This window comes from Rhizobium sp. SAFR-030, from assembly GCF_059415005.1.
Map to the genome: position 1 here is coordinate 403543 of NZ_JBPFDO010000003.1, position 17683 is coordinate 421225.

The 17683-nt window shown below is 64.4% G+C and carries 13 protein-coding genes; 10 read left to right on the top strand and 3 right to left on the bottom strand.

The genetic code is table 11. The annotated features are described in order from the left end of the window. Positions 1 to 584: 584 nt before the first annotated feature. Positions 585 to 1040 carry a DUF3828 domain-containing protein gene (locus tag ACR65N_RS11465; RefSeq protein WP_440457103.1) on the bottom strand — a complete coding sequence of 152 codons (456 nt, stop codon included), beginning with the start codon at positions 1038 to 1040 and terminating at the stop codon, positions 585 to 587. A gap of 165 nt (positions 1041 to 1205) precedes the next feature. Between ACR65N_RS11465 and ACR65N_RS11470 the strand changes: the two genes are divergently transcribed. Genes ACR65N_RS11470 through ACR65N_RS11485 form a run of 4 tightly spaced genes read left to right on the top strand, consistent with a single transcriptional unit; the run spans position 1206 to position 4021 of the window. Then, positions 1206 to 1898, top strand: a complete 693-nt coding sequence (locus ACR65N_RS11470; protein WP_440457104.1) for an iron-containing redox enzyme family protein — start codon at positions 1206 to 1208, stop codon at positions 1896 to 1898. Further along, a complete protein-coding gene (locus ACR65N_RS11475; RefSeq protein WP_440457105.1) occupies positions 1895 to 2452 on the top strand; it encodes an Nmad2 family putative nucleotide modification protein in 558 nt (185 codons plus the stop codon). Before ACR65N_RS11470 ends, ACR65N_RS11475 begins: the two co-directional genes overlap by 4 nt. Position 2453: 1 nt before the next feature. Next, on the top strand, positions 2454 to 3533 hold the full coding sequence (locus ACR65N_RS11480; RefSeq protein WP_440457106.1) for an ImmA/IrrE family metallo-endopeptidase: 1080 nt from the start codon (positions 2454 to 2456) through the stop codon (positions 3531 to 3533). Next, positions 3533 to 4021 carry a PIN domain-containing protein gene (locus ACR65N_RS11485; RefSeq protein WP_495065920.1) on the top strand — a complete coding sequence of 163 codons (489 nt, stop codon included), beginning with the start codon at positions 3533 to 3535 and terminating at the stop codon, positions 4019 to 4021. Before ACR65N_RS11480 ends, ACR65N_RS11485 begins: the two co-directional genes overlap by 1 nt. A gap of 1337 nt (positions 4022 to 5358) precedes the next feature. Here ACR65N_RS11485 and uvrB read toward each other — a convergent pair. Then, complete coding sequence (gene uvrB / locus ACR65N_RS11490) at positions 5359 to 8757, bottom strand: excinuclease ABC subunit UvrB (protein ID WP_440457108.1); 3399 nt, start codon at positions 8755 to 8757, stop codon at positions 5359 to 5361. A 271-nt stretch (positions 8758 to 9028) separates the two neighbouring features. On the opposite strand from uvrB, the gene ACR65N_RS11495 reads away from it, so the two are divergent. Beyond that, complete coding sequence (locus tag ACR65N_RS11495) at positions 9029 to 10549, top strand: DUF1800 family protein (RefSeq protein WP_440457109.1); 1521 nt, start codon at positions 9029 to 9031, stop codon at positions 10547 to 10549. After that, the gene (locus ACR65N_RS11500; RefSeq protein ID WP_440457110.1) at positions 10546 to 11727 is read left to right on the top strand and encodes a DUF1501 domain-containing protein; all 1182 of its coding nucleotides are present in this window, start codon (positions 10546 to 10548) and stop codon (positions 11725 to 11727) included. The genes ACR65N_RS11495 and ACR65N_RS11500 overlap by 4 nt, the downstream gene beginning before the upstream one ends. A 29-nt stretch (positions 11728 to 11756) precedes the next feature. Here ACR65N_RS11500 and ACR65N_RS11505 read toward each other — a convergent pair whose 3' ends face one another. After that, positions 11757 to 12143, bottom strand: a complete 387-nt coding sequence (locus tag ACR65N_RS11505) for an acyl-CoA thioesterase (protein WP_430303851.1) — start codon at positions 12141 to 12143, stop codon at positions 11757 to 11759. Between the two features lie 180 nt (positions 12144 to 12323). Here ACR65N_RS11505 and ACR65N_RS11510 point away from each other — a divergent pair, with 180 nt between their 5' ends. The 4 genes from ACR65N_RS11510 (at position 12324) to ACR65N_RS11525 (ending at position 17583) form a co-directional block, all read left to right on the top strand. After that, entirely contained in the window at positions 12324 to 14144 is a 1821-nt protein-coding gene (locus tag ACR65N_RS11510) for a methyl-accepting chemotaxis protein (RefSeq protein ID WP_440457111.1), read from the top strand. Positions 14145 to 14247: 103 nt separating this feature from the next. Continuing rightward, a complete protein-coding gene (locus ACR65N_RS11515; protein ID WP_440457112.1) occupies positions 14248 to 14853 on the top strand; it encodes an NAD(P)H-dependent oxidoreductase in 606 nt (201 codons plus the stop codon). Positions 14854 to 15010: 157 nt separating this feature from the next. Further along, positions 15011 to 16429, top strand: coding sequence for an extensin-like domain-containing protein (locus ACR65N_RS11520; RefSeq protein ID WP_440457113.1), 1419 nt, complete (start codon positions 15011 to 15013; stop codon positions 16427 to 16429). 95 nt (positions 16430 to 16524) lie between these two features. Next, a complete protein-coding gene (locus tag ACR65N_RS11525) occupies positions 16525 to 17583 on the top strand; it encodes a D-alanine--D-alanine ligase family protein (protein WP_440457114.1) in 1059 nt (352 codons plus the stop codon). The last annotated feature ends 100 nt before the right edge of the window (positions 17584 to 17683 follow it).

Consider the following 17683-nt stretch of genomic DNA (forward strand, 5'->3'; position numbering starts at 1 on the left):
CCGCACTCTCCTTTGCGCCAGGCAGCCAAAAGCCGTCACGCGGCAGGACCTGCCCGTGGTTCTCCAAAAACCGTTTCGATCTCATCGGCCGGAGCGCTGAAAGCTGCCTCGGAGGTTGAGTAGAAATGACACCTTTCAGCGCCCCGCTCGGTGGTTTTTGCCCGGACTGCGATCTCTCTGCAGGAGGCGGGGTCTGGCCTCATCCGCCGCCCGTCCCGGTGTCCCAAGATGGGCAACCGACGGAGCCGCGGGCGGCGCGGCCAGAACATGCAACCGCTTCCCTTGTGCGCCACACAGGCACGTCCGGCGCAGTACGACGGGTTTTTGAAAACGGCAGGCCGACATCCGAGGCCCTGGCCATTTCCCCCGCATCTGCCGGAGGGAGATCATTTTCCCGGACCCGGGCCATGAGGTTCTGCGTCTGCCCCCCATGAACCGCACCGGCCCCGCATCGCCAGAACGCCTTCTGGTGTAACCGCTGCGGAACGGCGCCATTGTCGGCGCGCAAACGGGGGCGGGGATGGGAAAACGCCAACCCCTTGTACGGGCTCGGAGAGGGGTCGGGAAATATCCCCGCTCGCCGGCTACTGGCCGCCGAGCAGGTCGCGCAGGCTCCACGGATATTCGCCCTGCTGGTTGGCGATATCGTCGACCTTCCAGCCGCCCTGTTCGCGCTTCAGCGTGTAGTAGAGCGTGACCTTTTCGGCGCCGTTGCGGAAGCTGACCTCCAGCTCGGCGGTATCGTCGAGGAGGATCGGGGCTGACAGTTTTACGCCCTTCGCCTCGCCGTCCTGGCCGGCATTCACCGGGTCGAAATCCACCGCCCCCACCTCGCCATCGGCGGTCGTGTCGCGGTCCGCCTGGAACAGCCGGTTCAACCCGCGCGAGAAGAACGGCTGGTAGGGCGAGGGCGCATCCTCTGCCGTCTCGGCCGTGTCATAGGCGTAGAGCGCCTTGATCAGCGCCTGCGGGGATTTAAAGGTCTCAGCCGCATGGGCGGGGAGTGCGAGAAGCGCGAAGGCAAGGAGGAGGAAGCGCATGGGGATGGTCCAACAGGGGGTGTGGGGGGAGTGAGGGTGGGCAATACCCAATCTCCATGTCTGGGACTACACGGCATCACTCTAAGTTGAAATTTTTGGATCGAGGTAGTTGAAGTGGCGGAGGAGCCAACGCTATCATACGAACGATCAGGAGAGGAAAGCTACATGAAGCGTGAAGAAGCTCTCGCATATTACGATCTATTTCCATTTCATGATCATCCTCTTTGGGTGGCTATTATCAATGGGGGCCTCAGTGCCGAACAAGTCTTAAAGGCGGAAGTGCAGCATTATTTGCGGTCTGAAATAGGCAAGATTTTTCGAGAGCATTCTGCCGTAGCAGCCAAGCACTTAGACGACACAATATACGAGCTACTCCATCAAACCGTCGTGGAGGAATGCTATGGCACAGATGGCGGCCAAAGCCATGCCGAACTAATCAAACAGTTCTTGTTGGCTAATGGCGTTACGTCTTCTGACTTGCGAACCGCAGTCTCCACGCCCGGTAATATAGCGGCGATTGCGCTCTACAAGAGCATCGCTGACCGTGGCCCGCTACATCACATGATTGGCGCGGGATGCGTAGAATTCTACTACAGTAAGCTGTGTCCAAAGATTTATGATGCCTATCTGAATACGTATCGGTTCCAGCCAGGGTCGTTCGAAACGTATCAGCTTCATGGCCCTATGGACGAGGTGCATGGCGAAAGAGCGCTTGAGACCCTAGGTTCACCTCTCGCTCAAGCCCTTTCTAAGGAATTGGGGTTGGCAATTCGGGACGCGTTTGTTGCTACTAGTCTTCACTACGATGGTATGCTGCAAGCAGCAACAGGCGCTAACACGTATTGGAATGGGAAATGAAGGGGTACATTTACAAGCTCTACAAGGGCGCCGATCCGGAAGCTGGCTGGACATTTAATGATCCGATTTTCGGAAAAAAGGCATCGCTCGGCGCGTGTATGCCAAATATCAGAAAGGCGGTGGACTTGGGAGACTGGGTGTTCTGCATTAGCGGCAAGATACCGCAAAAAGCTCCGTACATCGTGGGAGGCTTCCAAGTAGACGAGAAGATATCGGCAATAGAGGCTAACCTAAAGTATCCGGAGTTTAGATTGCAGAGAAATGAAAAGGGACAAGTCATTGGTAATATAATTGTTGATAAGGACGGAAGGCATCATGATCTAGACGACCATAACAACTTCGAGAAGAGGCGCGAAAATTACATTACCGGCGGCAATAAGGTATATATCGAGTCGCATCAGGCCGTGGAATCTAGCCGCAATAAGACACTCGACATATTGCAAGTAACATTCGGCCAGAGAGCTAACCGGCTTGATGACATAGTTCCTCGGTGGAGAAAACTTGACGGCAAGCAAGTAGATACGCTTTTATTTGAGCTGAAAAAGATCCAGTGATGTGACTGCTTTAAGAGACTATCTCCTCGCACGACAGATTGGTAAGGGTGCCGCTGGTAACATCGGGATCACGGCCGATAGGTTGGATTCGCTTTATTCAAATGCCGAGCCAACTGTCGAAGAGGTCCGCCTCATCGCAAGGTTCCTTAAGGTTTCTGCTCGTGAATTAATTGTCCCTATACGTACCGGGTCTGAACGTAGAACAAAGCTGAGGTCCAACTTTAATTATATTCGAGACAGTTTGGGATATCACGAGGCGTGCCGTATAGAAAACACGTTAGATGAGGTCTCAGACTCTCTGGGGTTTCCAAGTGATCTCCCTTACTTTGTTGATTACCCGAAGACCTCACAAAGCGCCGAGCATCTGTCGCGGATATTCCGCGCTGAATTTCTTCACGTCGATATGGTAAAGCCGATTCCTCAATTGCCAGCGTTGCTATTCGATAAGTTTGGGACCGTTGCATTTCGCGTCAAGGCTCGAAAAGTAGACGGTGCTTCTTATCGCAAGGGCGGGACAGCACTAATTGCAATAGCGGAACGCAACGATATCCGCATGCTCTTTACACTTGCCCACGAAGTCTCACATCTTCTCGTCGATATCGAGGATGATACCAATAACGAGATCTGGATAGATGAGGACGTGTTGTATCCGAGTAACAACGAGGTTCGGGAGGTCGAGTTTTTTGCCAACGAGTTTGCAGCGACGCTTTTAATTCCGGTTGAAGGGCTACTTGAGGAATTGAAATATCTAAGGCGCTCACTGGTAGGGCCAGCTCAACTTACAGCGTTTCATATTGCGTCGGTTGCTCGGAAGTTCGGAACGAGTTTCAGCGTAGCGGCGCGTAGATGCGAGAATTTGGGGCTGTTAGACTTCGGCGGCGCAGCTACGATAGAAGCTGAGATTAAAAGAAAATATGGAAGTGCGGAAAAATACGCCAACGTTTTAAAGATAGCGCCTCGATTCACTATTAACTGGGATTATCCTTCGCGAAATGCGCTGCAAAAAATCTATCCTTTGGTAGAAGAGGGAGAAGTCTCCTTGACAAGGATGCACGATCTTCTGAGCCTAAAGATGATGTGATGAGAATCATCGACGCTTGCGCTCTTATAAACATGCTAAACTGCGACCTATGGGAGACTTTTGGCTCGTGTTTTTCGCGGCAAATTTGCTTTCAAGGGCTTGTCGAGGACGAATGCAGTTCGGTTGAGCTAAGACTTCATGACTTAGTGCGGAGGGGACACTTGCTTAGGTTTGACGGTTCCCAAATAGGTGCAAGTGAGGTCGCTAAGATCGCGGTAGATAACGCTGTTGGTATTGGTGAGTCGGAGTGCCTAGCTATAGCTCAACGATTTAATTACGGCTTCATCTCTGATGACAAACGCGCGAGAAAAACGGCAGTTCGCATTCTGCCTAAACCGGTACAAGTGACTGGGAGTATTGGCCTCCTCTGTGAATTGATTGACAAAAGGCAAATTTCGCTGAGGGACGCGGAAAAGGCTCTTCAAACTATTCATTCTTGCGGCGGGCATTTGCCGGCCTATAATTTTCGATCAAGGGCATCAATCTAGCAAACGCCGAGACATTTTACTCACCGCCCCGGCTGCCCCGTCTTGCCCTTCGTGCAGCGCTTCTGCTGCTTGATGTCGCAGGCGTCATAGTGAGCCGACGCCGAGCCTAGCACGAACGACTGGTCGTCGCTGGATCCTCGGGTCGAGCCCGAGGATGACGGCGGAGAGGTTGGGGACGGGAGAGGACGGCGGCCAGCTCTACCGCCCCGGCCGACCGGTCTTGCCCTTGGTGCGGCCCTTGCGCTTGACCTCGCCGGAGCCGATGCCAGCTTTGGCGTGGGCAAGCGGGCGGGGGTCGTCCGAGCGAGTTTGCCCCCCTCTGTCCTGCCGGACATCTCCCCCTCAAGGGGGGAGATTGGCAGGTGGCGGGCGCGTCGGTCTCTAGCAAGATTCTCCCAACCGCCACTTCGCCACGACCTCATCCCTAAGCGCGCGGCGGCAGGAGGCCGCGTCGGCGGCGCCCCGATCCGCAGGCGTCGCTATTTCTTCTTGGCCTGATCGTGATGCCACTTGATGGCGAAGAACATGCCCGTGCCGAGCACGAGGATCTTGAGCGGAAAGAAGACGATCGGGAACCAATCCCACATTTCGGATACATCCAGGCACTGTTGACACGGTCGATTGTGAGGGACGTCTAACGCAGCATGGCTGCCGACGGCATCCGCCATGTTGACGCAGTCGTTTTAGAGGGGGCGGTGCGTCGGTGCGTGGCTTCGTCTCCCGGCCGGTGCACCTTCTCCGATCTCTCGGTCTTGCCGCTGGTGCGGCCCTTGCGCCTGACTTCGCCAGGATCCTCGTCGGAGCCGGTGCCGGTCTTGCCGCGGGCGAGCGGGCGCCAGGGTGCGGGGGAGCGGGCGGGAAGCCTCGGTGGATCCTCGGGACAGGCCCGAGGATGACGGAGAGGATGGGGCCGCGGATGGCGGCGAGGGTGGGCCCGAGGATGACGGGGTGTGTGGGCAACGATGACGGCGAGGGCGGGGCCGAGGATGACGGAGAGGAGGGGCTGGAGGATGACAGAGCGGGTGGGGCCGGGGACGACGGAGAGGGTGGGCTGAGGATGGCGGAGAGGATGGGGCCGCGGATGGCGGCGAGGGTGGGTCCGAGGATGACTAGAGGGTGGGGCCGAGGATGACGTTCCGTTTGCCGGCCCGTCGCTCTGGCTCCGAGCGTTCATCGCGGCATTCAATGTACCGGATCGATTGCTCCGCTCGGCGGACCGCTCCTCACCCCCTCATCTGCCTGCCGGCATCTTCTCCCCGTGACGACGGGGAGAAGAGATCTGCGGCTGCCGCCGCTGCCCGCCTTGCGGATCTACCCTGTGGGTAAGAGACGGGCGGTTACCGCCCCGGCCGTCCGGTCTTGCCCTTGGTGCGGCCCTTGCGCTTGACCTCGCCGGGATCCTCGTAGGAGCCGACGCCCGGCTTGGCGCGGACGAGCGGGCGGGGGTCGTCGGTGGATCCTCGGGACAGGCCCGAGGATGACGGAGAGTGTGGGGCCGAGGATGACGCAGTGGATGGGGCCGAGGATGACGCAGAGGATGGGCCTGAGGACGACGGAGAGGGTGGGGCCGGGGATGACGGCGAGGGTGGGCCGGAGGAAGACGGAGAGGCGGCGCCCGGGGAAGACGGAGAGGCGGCGCCAGTGCCGCGCTCCGACTGGCCTTCGAGCAGCGGAGAATGGCGGCGCTTGGTGCTGAATGTTTCCAGCGGCCGTTCGGGCAGCGCGACTTTGTCCGCTCCCTGTCCGGCCTCCGGCCCTCCACGCCGCTTGCCGAGCGGCTTTTCGGTGCGGCCGACGGTCATTTCGTCGAGCGTGTTCTTGCGGAACAGCGGCCGTGCCGTGTCGGTGCCCGGGCCCATGTCGTCGAGCGAGGGTTTGGCGAAGTAGGAGGCTTGCTCCCCTGATCTCCCCCCTTGAGGGGGAGATGCCCCGATAGGGGTAGAGGGGGGTGCTTTTCCAGTGTCGGGAGCACGTCCACCCCCCTCTGTCCTGCCGGACTGCCGGGGTTGAGCCACGGGTCTCAACCCGTCCTCCGGACCCCCCTCAAGGGGGGAGACAGACTCGGAGCGATCGCTCCTTCCACCCGTCTTGCCGCCACGACCAGCCGCACCCTTGCCGCCGCCGGATGGCAGCGAGGCGCGGGTGGCTTCGGCATTGCGGCGCACGCCTTCCTGGGCCTTGCTCTCCTCGCGGGCGATCGGATCGTCCATGGCGGCGAGTTCGGAGGCCTTGAGGCGCTTGATCTCGTCGCGCAGGCGGGCGGCCTTTTCGAAATCGAGGTCGGCGGCGGCGTTGCGCATGTCCTTTTCCAGCGCGTTGAGATGCGCCTGGAGATTGTTGCCGACCAGATGGCCGCCATCGGCAAAGCCCTTGCCGCTGGCGCCGGAAATGTCGGCCCGCACATGGTCGCGCTCGTAGACCGAATCGAGGATGTCGGAGATGCGCGCCTTGACCGATTCCGGCGTGATGCCGTGCTCGGTGTTGTAGGCCACCTGCTTTTCGCGGCGGCGGGCGGTTTCCTCCATCGCCCGCTTCATCGAGCCGGTGATGTTGTCGGCATAGAGGATGACCTTGCCGTCGACGTTACGCGCCGCACGACCGATGGTCTGAATAAGGGACGTCTCCGAGCGCAAAAAACCTTCCTTGTCGGCATCGAGGATGGCGACGAAGCCGCATTCGGGAATGTCGAGGCCCTCGCGCAAAAGGTTGATGCCGACCAGCACGTCGAAAGCACCGAGGCGAAGATCGCGGATGATCTCGATGCGCTCCAGCGTGTCGATGTCGGAGTGCATGTAGCGGACGCGCACGCCCTGCTCGTGCAGGTATTCGGTGAGATCCTCGGCCATGCGCTTGGTGAGCACGGTACACAGCGTGCGATAGCCCTTCTGCGCGGTCTCGCGGATCTCGCCGAGCACGTCGTCGACCTGGGAGCGGGCCGAGCGGACTTCGACGGGCGGATCGATGAGGCCGGTCGGGCGGATGACCTGTTCGGCAAACACGCCGCCGGACTGCTCCATCTCCCAGTTGCCGGGCGTGGCGGAGACGGCGACGGTGGGCGGCCGCATGGCATCCCACTCCTCGAAGCGCAGCGGCCGGTTGTCCATGCAGGACGGCAGGCGGAAGCCGTATTCGGCCAGCGTCGCCTTGCGGCGGAAGTCGCCGCGGTACATGCCGCCGATCTGGGAGACGGAGACGTGGCTCTCGTCGATGAACAGCAGGGCGTTGTCGGGGATGTATTCGAACAGCGTCGGCGGCGGCTCGCCCGGGCGGCGGCCGGTCAGATAGCGGGAATAGTTCTCGATGCCGGCGCAGGAGCCGGTCGCCTCCATCATCTCGATGTCGTAGCGGGTGCGCTGCTCGAGCCGCTGGGCTTCCAGCAGCCGGCCGCCCGCCTCGAGCTCGGCAAGCCGCAGCTTCAGCTCTTCCTTGATCGACTTGATGGCGCCGTTCAAGGTGGGGCGCGGCGTGACATAGTGCGAGTTGGCGTAGATCTTGACCGATTTCAGGTCGCCGGTCTTGTGGCCGGTCAGCGGGTCGAACTCGGTGATCGAATCGATCTCGTCGCCGAACAGCGAGATGCGCCAGGCGGCATCCTCCAGGTGGGCGGGAAAGATTTCGATGGTATCGCCGCGCACCCGGAACGAACCGCGGGTAAAGTCCATGTCGCGGCGCTTGTACTGCTGGGCGACGAGGTCGGCGAGCAGCTGGCGCTGGTCGATGCGGTCGCCGAGCTCCATCTGGAAGGTCATCGCGGTGTAGGTTTCGACCGAGCCGATACCGTAGATGCACGACACCGAGGCGACGATGATGCAGTCGTCGCGCTCGAGGATGGCGCGGGTGGCGGCGTGCCGCATGCGGTCGATCTGCTCGTTGATCGACGATTCCTTCTCGATGAAGGTATCCGAGCGCGGCACATAGGCTTCCGGCTGGTAGTAGTCGTAGTAGGAGACGAAATATTCCACCGCATTGTCGGGGAAGAAGTTCTTGAACTCCGAATAGAGCTGGGCGGCGAGCGTCTTGTTGGGCGCGAGGATGACGGCCGGGCGCTGCGTCGCCTCGATCACCTTGGCCATGGTGAAGGTCTTGCCGGAGCCGGTGACGCCGAGCAGCACCTGGGAGCGCTCGCCGGAATTGATGCCCTCGACGAGATCGCGGATGGCGGTCGGCTGGTCGCCGGCCGGCTGGTAGTCGGAGACCATGCGGATCGGGATGCCGCCTTCCGACTTCGCCGGCCGCGACGGCCGGTGCGGCGTCCACATCTTGCCGTCCTTGAACAGCGGATTGCCGCTTTCGATCAGTTTCGACAGCGCGTCGACCGTGGCGGTGACGGCGCCCGGGGCCAGCGTCTGCGAGAAGGTCTGGGCGTCCTCCAGCGACATGTCCATGCCGGCGACCGGGTTGAGGCCGGCGGCGGCGCGGGTCTTCGGATCGGACGAGGCGCCGATCGACACGCCGCGCGAGGTCTTGCCGGACGTCGTGTGCTTGGCGGTCTTCGGAGCCTCCCGGGCGGCGGCCTTGATGGCCTCCTCGCGGGCGGCGATCTCGATCTTCTTGCGGTGCTTTCCGGCCTTCGAGGCGATTTCCCGCTGCGTCTCGACGCCGGAGGTTTCCGCCTCGGCCTCCAGCTGCTTCACCCAGTCGGCGACCGAGCCGCCGAGGGGCTGGCCCTCGAAGGCAGACTGCGGCGCTTCATCAAAACCGGCGGCGGGGGAGGATTTCTTCGGAGCTTTGGACATGCCGGAAATATGGAGGGGCTTGCCCGGAAAGTGAAGAGCGGCAGAAACAAATTGAGAACGAATCTCACGGCCGGCGGCGGGGTAAAGTGCGGGTCGCGGTTTGCCAGGCGGGATCGCAGGTTCTAAAGTGGCGCGCCCGGGACGGACGGCGGAGGATTCTGGGGAGGCAGTTTCGCGACCCGCTCCCGCCGTTCCGAAAAACGCCCCAATCCACCGCCTCTTGAGCGGGTGACGGTCATGCATGCTGCGCGGCGCAGCTCGAGGTTCATTGATGGCTCCTTCGTTTTCCACCCTTGCTGCCCGGCGTTTCGGTTACGGCCTGCGGCCCGGCGAGACACCGCCGGCCGATGTCGAGAGCCTGATGACGCAGGTGGAGCGCGGCGCGGCGGCAAAACCGCGGTTTCCGCGCGAGGGGCTGCTCGGCCGCAAGGAGACCATCGGCCGGCTGGTTTCGGTGCGCACCGTCGAGGCGAAGGTGGCCGAGGCGGGACGGCCGAATGCCTCGATGCGCGCCGACACCGAACGCGAGGCCGACCGGCTGTTCTTCCGCGATGCGCTGGGGCGGATCGCCCAGGCGGTCTATTCGGAAAACGGCTTCTACGAGCGGCTGGCGAGCTTCTGGCTCGACCATTTTTCGATCGACGCGGCAAAGACCTACGAGATGCGGATGATCGCCCCGGTCTACGAGGCGGAAGCGATCCGCCCGCATCTGGCGGGACCGTTCGCCGACCTGTTGCGCGCCGCGGTGCTGCATCCGGCGATGCTGATTTCCACCGACCAGACGCTGTCGGTCGCGCCGCAATCGCCGGCCGGAGCCGAGGCGGGCGGGGCGTTGAACGACAGGCTGGCGCGGGCGCTGCTGCACGACTATGCGCTGGGGCCGGACCTGCCGGTGGCGGAGGCCGACATCCAGGCGGCGGCGATGCTGCTGACCGGGGTGACGGTGGACGTGCGCACACTGACCGTCGGCTACGAGCCGCAGCGCGCCGAGCCCGGACGGTTGACGCTGCTCGGCCGCACCTATGGCGAGGGCGGGCGCGGCGCCAAGGATCATCTCGACATGCTGGGCGAGCTGGCGAGCCGGCCGGAAACCGCGCAGTTCGTCTGCCGCAGTCTCGTCCGCCACTTCATTGCCGAGGTGCCGCCGCAGGAGGTCGTCCAGGCGATGGTGACGGCCTGGACAGCGACCGGCGGCAACCTGACCGCCGTCTACCGGGCGATGCTCGACCAGCCGCGGGCCTGGGCACCGGAGGCGGGCACGGTCATCCAGCCGTTCGATTTCGTCGTCTCCAGCCTGCGGGCGCTTGACGTCAAGGGCGAGACCTTCGAGGCAATGGCCAAGGCTGCCGACGATGCCGCGGCGACCGAGCGCGCCGCCGGCGATGCCAAGGCGCCGGTGCGCTACCGGGCCGAGGTGACGCGGGCGCTGACGGTCGACGGGCTGGAGCGCATGGGCCAGCCGATCTGGGGCGTGTCCCGGCCGCTCGATGCTGCGCCGCCTTCGGCGGCGGCCGGCGCTGCGAATGCGGGAGGTGTCGACGCCGGCGGCTCGGCACAGGCCGAAGGTTCGGTGCGGAGCGTCTGGCTGACCAAGCGGCAGCTTGCCGAGCGCATTGCCTGGATCCGGCTTGCGGCGCGGGTGCTGATTGCCGATCCGCATCCGGCAGCCCTGATCGACACGGCGCTAGCCGATGCGGCGCGCGACGAAACCCGGACGGTCGTCGCCCAGGCGCCGACGAAACTCCACGGGTTGACGATGGTGTTCCTGTCGCCCGAGTTCAACAGGAGATGACGGTGGCCAAATCCGACCTTTACGCGCTGTCGCGCCGCGGCTTCCTGGCATCGGCCTTCGGTGCCGCCACCGTGCCGCTTCTCGGGCCCGTTCGCCTGGAGGCGGCGCAGGGCGACAATCGCTTCATCGCCATCTCCCTGCGCGGGGCACTGGACGGTCTCGACCTCGTCCAGCCCTACGGCGATCCGGCGTTTGCCGATCTGCGCCCCGATCTGGCGCTGTCGCCGGACGACCGGCTGATCGATCTCGACGGCTTTTTCGGACTGCACCCGGCCGCCGCGCCGCTGATGCCGCTGTGGCAGGGCGGCGAGCTTGCCTTCGTGCATGCGACCGCCACCCCCTATCGCGGCGGCGCCAGTCATTTCGACGGACAGGATGTGCTGGATGCCGGCAGCCTCGACGGCCGCGCGCTGAAGAGCGGCTGGCTGAACCGGTCGCTGTCGCTCATTCCGCGCGCAGGCTCGCGCAAGACGCTCGATATCGGCATGTCGATGGGCAGCCTTCTGAACGGTCCGGGCGAGGTCGACCTCTGGTCGCCGGCGATGCCGCTGCCGCTGGCCGAAGACGAGCTGCGCTTCCTGGGGGCGCTCTATGCCTCCGACGAGGGTTTTCGATCGGCGCTGCTGGAGACCGGTGACGCTGGCCCCGCCGGCGGCATCCTCGATCCGGCCGGCCGCCGGGCGGGCCTTGCCGACATCGTGACGCAGATCGGCACCCAGCTGCGCGGCGACTACCGGATCGCCAGCCTCTCGCTGTCCGGCTGGGACACGCATGCCGACCAGGCGACACAGTTCGACACTGCGGCGGGCGACCTGGCGGCGGTGCTGACCGGCCTCAAGCTTTCGCTCGGCGAGGCCTGGGGATCGACGGTCGTTCTCGTGCAGACGGAGTTCGGCCGCACGGTGCGGCAGAACGCCACCCGCGGCACCGACCACGGCACGGCAAGCGTGACGATCATCGCCGGCGGCGGTCTTGCCGGCGGCCGCGTGCTCGGCACATGGCCAGGGCTCGGTGCCGGCCAGCTGCTCGACGACCGCGACCTGATGCCGACCACCGACGCCCGCGAGATCGCCGCGGCGATGCTGCACCGACAGTTCGACATCACCCCGGCGAATCTCTCGGCCAAGGTCTTTCCGGGCCTGTCTTTCGACCAGACCTCAGCCTTCCTGAAAGTGTAGCGGCGCGGGGCCTAGACGGACCCCTTCGCTCAGATCTCCGGCACCACCGCCGGGCGCCCTTCATCGTCGAGCGCCACCATGATGAAGGTGCCCTCGGTGACCTTCTCGCGCCGGCCGATGCGCGACCGGTTCACCCAGGCTTCCACCTGAAGGGTGATCGAGGTGCGGCCGATGCGCGTGATGTCGGTGTGGATGCTGAGCGTATCGCCGATCTTCACCGGCTGCTGGAAGGCCATCTCCTTGACCGCTGCGGTGACGACGCGGGTGCGCGCCCGTTCGCCGGCGCGGATGCCGGCGGCAAGGTCCATCTGCGCCATCACCCAGCCACCGAAGATATCGCCGGCGGGATTGGCATCGCCGGGCATCGCCAGAGTGCGGAGCGTCAGCTCGCCGTCCGGGCCGGGGTGATCGTTCATCGGTCTCTCCTCGAGCAACATTGTGCACTGCAAACAAACGCGACTGTATTGCCGCAGCGCACGCCGTGCAACCTCCTGGAGCCGCAATAGTGTGTTGCTGCAGGGACTTAAACATCATTTACGAGTTCGAAACAGAACCGGGATAACTTTACACGCATCTATCTATCGGGGGGTAAAGAGATGAAGAATATCCGGATTTTCACGCGGCTATACATGCTGGTCGGACTGGCCGTCGTGGTGCTGGCGGTGGCGATGACCGTCAGCCTGATGCAGAGCTTCGATGCGCTGACCAAGGAGCGCAAGTCGGCGCTTGCCGCCATGGACGCCAATGCGCTCGGTATCCTCAAGCTCTACCATGCGCAGGAGCAGGCCGGCACGATGAGCCGCGAGCAGGCGCAGACGGAAGCCAAGCGGACGATCGCGGCGATGCGCTACGACAATGGCAGCGGCTATTTCTGGATCAACGACATGCTGCCGCGGATGATCATGCATCCGATCAAGCCGGAGATGAACGGCAGCGACCTCACCCAGAACAAGGATCCGAACGGCAAATTCCTGTTCGTCGAGTTCGTCAAGACGGTGAAGGCCTCGGGCCAGGGTTTTGTCGATTACGACTGGCCGAAGCCGGGCGCCGAAAAGCCGGTCGGCAAGTATTCGCATGTCGCCGGCTTCGAGCCGTGGGGCTGGATCGTCGGCACCGGCGTCTATGTGGACGACCTGGACGCGCTGTTCTGGATGAAGGCGACGCGGTTTGCGATGATTTCCGGCGCCGGCCTGCTGCTGCTGGCAGGCGCCGCATACCTGATCGTGCGCAGTGTCACCGGGCCGGTGAACGGCATCCGGGGGTCGCTGGAGCGGATGGCATCGGGCGAGGCAGGCGTCACGGTGGAAGGCGCCCAGTATCGCGACGAGCTGGGTGCTATCGCCAAATCTCTGCTGGTGCTGCGCGACGCGGTCGACGAGCGGTCTGCGCTGCAGGCCCGCGAAGCCGAACAGCAGCGCCAGATCGCCAGCGGTCGCGAAGAGGTGGCGCAGCAGATGCAGGCCTCGGCTGCCCGCCACGAGCAGGCTATGGCCGAACTCGGCGGGGCGCTGGAGGCGCTGGCGCAGGGAGACCTTTCGGTGGCGCTCGGCGATCTGGGACAGGACTACGCCAAGGTGCGCAGCGACTTCAACCAGGCCGTCGCATCGCTGCGCGGCACGATCGAGGCGATCGCCGAAACCGGCCATATCGTCCATGACAGCGCCGCCGACATATCCGGCGCGACGAACAACCTGTCGCGGCGCACCGAACAGCAGGCGGCAGCGCTGGAGGAGGCGGCCGCATCGCTGGCCGAGATCACCCAGACCGTCCGCAGCGCCTCGGAGCGGGCCGCCGAAGCGCGCTCGATGGTCTCCGAAACCAAGGACAGCGCCGACCGTTCCGGCGCGATCGTCCGCAACGCCATCGACGCCATGGGCCGGATCGAGGATTCCTCCAGCCGCATCAGCCAGATCATCGGCGTCATCGACGAGATCGCCTTCCAGACGAACCTTCTGGCGCTGAATGCCGGCGTCGAGGCGGCCCGCGCCGGTGAGGCCGGCCGCGGCTTTGCCGTCGTCGCCCAGGAAGTGCGCGAGCTGGCGCAGCGTTCCGCCAATGCCGCCAAGGAGATCAAGACGCTGATCCGCACATCGGCCGGCGAGGTGGAGGCGGGCGTTTCGCTGGTGCGCACCACCGGCGACGCGCTGGTGGAGATCGCCCATCTGGTGGAGCGGGTGAATGCGCAGGTGGAGAGCATCGCCAATGCCTCGCGCGAGCAGGCGACGGGGCTGCAGGAAATCAACGCCTCGGTGAACGCCATGGACCAGATGACCCAGCAGAACGCCGCGATGGTGGAGGAATCCACCGCCGCCAGCCAGACGCTGGCCGAGCAGAGCCGGCAATTGCAGGGGCTGCTGTCCGGCTTCCGGCTGGAGCCGGGCGAGGGGCGACAGGTCCGCATCGCGCGCGCCGCCTGAGCGTTTGTTTATCGACATGCAAAACAGAACCCGCCGGGAAACCGGCGGGTTTTTTCGTGGCCGGTTGATCCTGCGCAAGGCGTGAGCCGCGCATGCGCTGACGATGGCGCAACGGCTGACGGGGGATGGTGCCATGCGGATCGTGATCATCGAAGGGCATCCGGATGCGGCCGGCGGACATCTGTGCGGGGCGCTGGCGGAGGCCTATGCGCAAGGCGCCGCGGATGCCGGTCATGCGGTGACGCGGCTTTCCCCGGCGATGATGAGGTTCGGCTTCCTGCAGTCGCAGGCCGAGCAGGAGAAAGGCCTGCCCGAGGACGACATCCGCGCGGCACAGGCGGACATCGCGGCATGCGATCACCTCGTGCTGATCTATCCGCTGTGGCTCGGCGGGATGCCGGCGCGCCTGAAGGCCTTCTGGGAGCAGCTGGCGCGGCCGGGCTTCGCCTATGATCCGAGCAAGGGTCCGTTCGGCGGCAAGCTGCTGGAGGGCCGCTCGGCACGGGTGATCGTGACGATGGGCATGCCGTCCTGGTGGTTCCGGCTCGCCTACCGCTCCGCGAGCCTGACGGCGCTGCGCATCGGGATCCTGCATTTCGTCGGCATCCGGCCGGTGCGCGCGACGCTGATCGGGCAGGTGGCGGCGCCGGACTTCAACGCAGAGCACTGGCTGGAGACGGTGCACCGGCTGGGCAGGGGCGGCCGCTGACCACAGCCGCGGCTGCGGCCAGGGCGGGATGGGCCCGACACCGAATGAGCGACACATGACCATGAAATGGCCGCGATTGGGAAAGCCTTCGTTTACCCTGTCCACCTACACTCTGCGGGTGTGCCATTCTTAGCACGCCCAGACGTGAGCAGACTGTATGGCGTATGCTTTTACCTCCCGGCGGGCGCTAGCCTTCCTGATGATCTCGACGATGCTGGTGGGCTGCAGTGCCGACGGTCTGGTGCCGCCGGGATCGATCGACAGCGGCACGCGCGTTTCCTCCATCCAGACCCGCCGTCCCGTGGCGGTCTCGCCCGTCGACCAGGGCTATGGCGCGGCCGGCCGGGCACCCGTCCAGGCAGGGCAGTCGCTGGAGCCGCTCGATGCAGGCCCCTCACAGATGCAGCCGATGCCGCCGGCCCAGGCTGCCACCGGCCGCCTGCCGATGATTGACAGCGACGAGGCGATGGCGCCGCCGCCGCGGGTGATGGGCGCCCCGCCTGCAAGCCTCGGCACGCTGACCTACGACAGCAACGGCGTGAACATGGATGCCGAGATGGGGCTCAATGCCGCTACGCCGCCTGCCGGCGCGCCGGTGATCGGGCTGGCGCAGGAGCAGGATGCCGATATTGCCGAAGGCGACACCAGCCAGCCGGTGGTGGACGGGATCGGCACCGACAATCCGGTGCCTGTCGGCCGTCGCGCGAGCGCCCAGCGGATGAGCGCGCCGATGGTGGAGCCGGCCAGCGAGCCGTTCGCCGGCGCCAGTTCCGATGCCGAGGGCGAGGACCTTGTGGTGGTACCGCCAAAGCGTTCCGGCCAGGCGGCCCGCAACGATATCGACAGCATGCCGCCGCGCCAGAGCGCGCCGAGGCAGGGCCAGCCGCGGCAACCGGCGCCGCGCTGGGGCGATGCCTCGCCGGTGACGCCGCCCAGCCGCGCGCCGCAGGAAGTCGCGATGCTGATGCCGAACAACCCGACGGCGCCGCAGATGAGCGTCAGGCCGGACCAGCCGATGCCGGCATCCGAGCTTGCCTGCCGGCGCGAACTGAAGCGGATGGGCGTCGAGTTTGTCGACAAGCCGCGGATCTCCGACGGCGGCAGCTGCGGCATCGACTATCCGGTGTCGCTGTCGGGGCTTTCGGGCAGCATCGACGTCAAGCCGGCGGTGGTGCTCAACTGCCAGACGACGCTCGCCTTCGCCAAATGGGTGAAGAACGAGCTCGCGCCTTCGGCGCGGCTGCGCTACCTCACCGGCATCGGCACGATCCAGCCGATGGGCGGCTATTCCTGCCGGCGGATGAACAACAGCCGCCAGCGCTACAATCCGATGTCGGAACACGCGCGCGGCAATGCCATCGACATCGGCAAGTTCGTGCTGAAGAACGGCCACGCCATCGACGTGCGCAAGAAGGGCTTCTTCTCGTTCCGCGAGGGCGGCCTGCTGAAGGCGGTCCGCTCCGACAGCTGCAAGTATTTCAACACGGTGCTGGGGCCGGGCAGCAACAAGGAACACTGGAACCATTTCCACTTCGACCTGCGCAGCCGGGCCTCCGGCAACCGCTATTGCAGCTGACCCGTTCAATGACCTGACGGCGACCGGCCGGCGACGCAAGAGACCCGTCGCCGGCATGAGGCCGACCGCTTCATCCTCGTTTCCCGGAGATCCCCATGACCGAGATGCTCACCATCGGCGTGCTGTTCGGCGGCCAGTCGGCCGAGCACGACGTTTCGCTGATGTCGGCCGCCAACGTGATGAAGGCCATGGACCGCAGCCGCTACCGGGTGGTGCCGATCGGCATTGCCCGCGACGGCATCTGGCGGTTGCAGGATGATGCAGCCGGTGCGGGCGGGCTCGACGCGCAGAGCGGCCGCAGCGTGGCGCTGGTGCCCGGCGGACGCGGCCGGCTGGTGGCAACGGATGGCGTGGCGGGCGGCGAACTGCCGGTGCTCGACGTGCTGTTTCCGGTGCTGCACGGGCGGTTCGGCGAGGACGGCACGGTGCAGGGCTATGCGGAGATGGCCGGTCTTGCCTATGCCGGCTGCGGTATTCTGGGCTCGGCGGCGGCGATGGACAAGGATATTGCCAAGCGGCTGCTGCGCGAGGCGGGCGTGCCGGTGGCGGCAGCCGTCTGCCTGAGCGATGCCAGAGAGATGGATGCGGAAAACCTGGAGCAGAGGTTCGGCTATCCGTTCTTCGTCAAGCCGGCGCGGCAGGGATCGTCGTTCGGCGTGTCGCGCGTCGATGGCGCGCAGGCGGTCGGCCCGGCGCTCGAAAAGGCCTTCGAATTCGACGACAAGGTGCTGGTCGAGGCGTTCCTGTCCGGCCGGGAGATCGAATGCGCGGTGCTCGAACAGGCCGACGGGCGGCTGATCATCTCGCCGCCGGGCGAGATCGTCACCGCGGCAAAGCACGATTTCTACAATTACGAGGCCAAGTATTTCGACCCGGAAGGGGCGGCGATCGTCATCCCGGCGGTGGTGGCGGACGGCGTGGTGGCGCAGGCGCAGGCGCTTGCGGCAAAAGCCTTCCGGGCGCTCGGCTGCGAGGGCATCGCGCGGGTCGACTTCTTCCTGCTCGACGACGGGCAGCTGCTGGTCAACGAGGTCAACACGATGCCCGGCTGCACCGACCGCTCGATGTATCCGCTGGCGCTTGCCGAATGCGGCGTGAGCTATGCCGGCTGGATCGACGTGGCGATCGAATTTGCGCTGAAGCGTCGCCGGTAGAGGCAGGCGAGGTAACGATAGGGGATGTGGGGAGGGGGACGCATCGGCGTACCCTCGAAATCTGGCGGGCGTGCCTATATAAGGCGCAGCATCCTGCCAA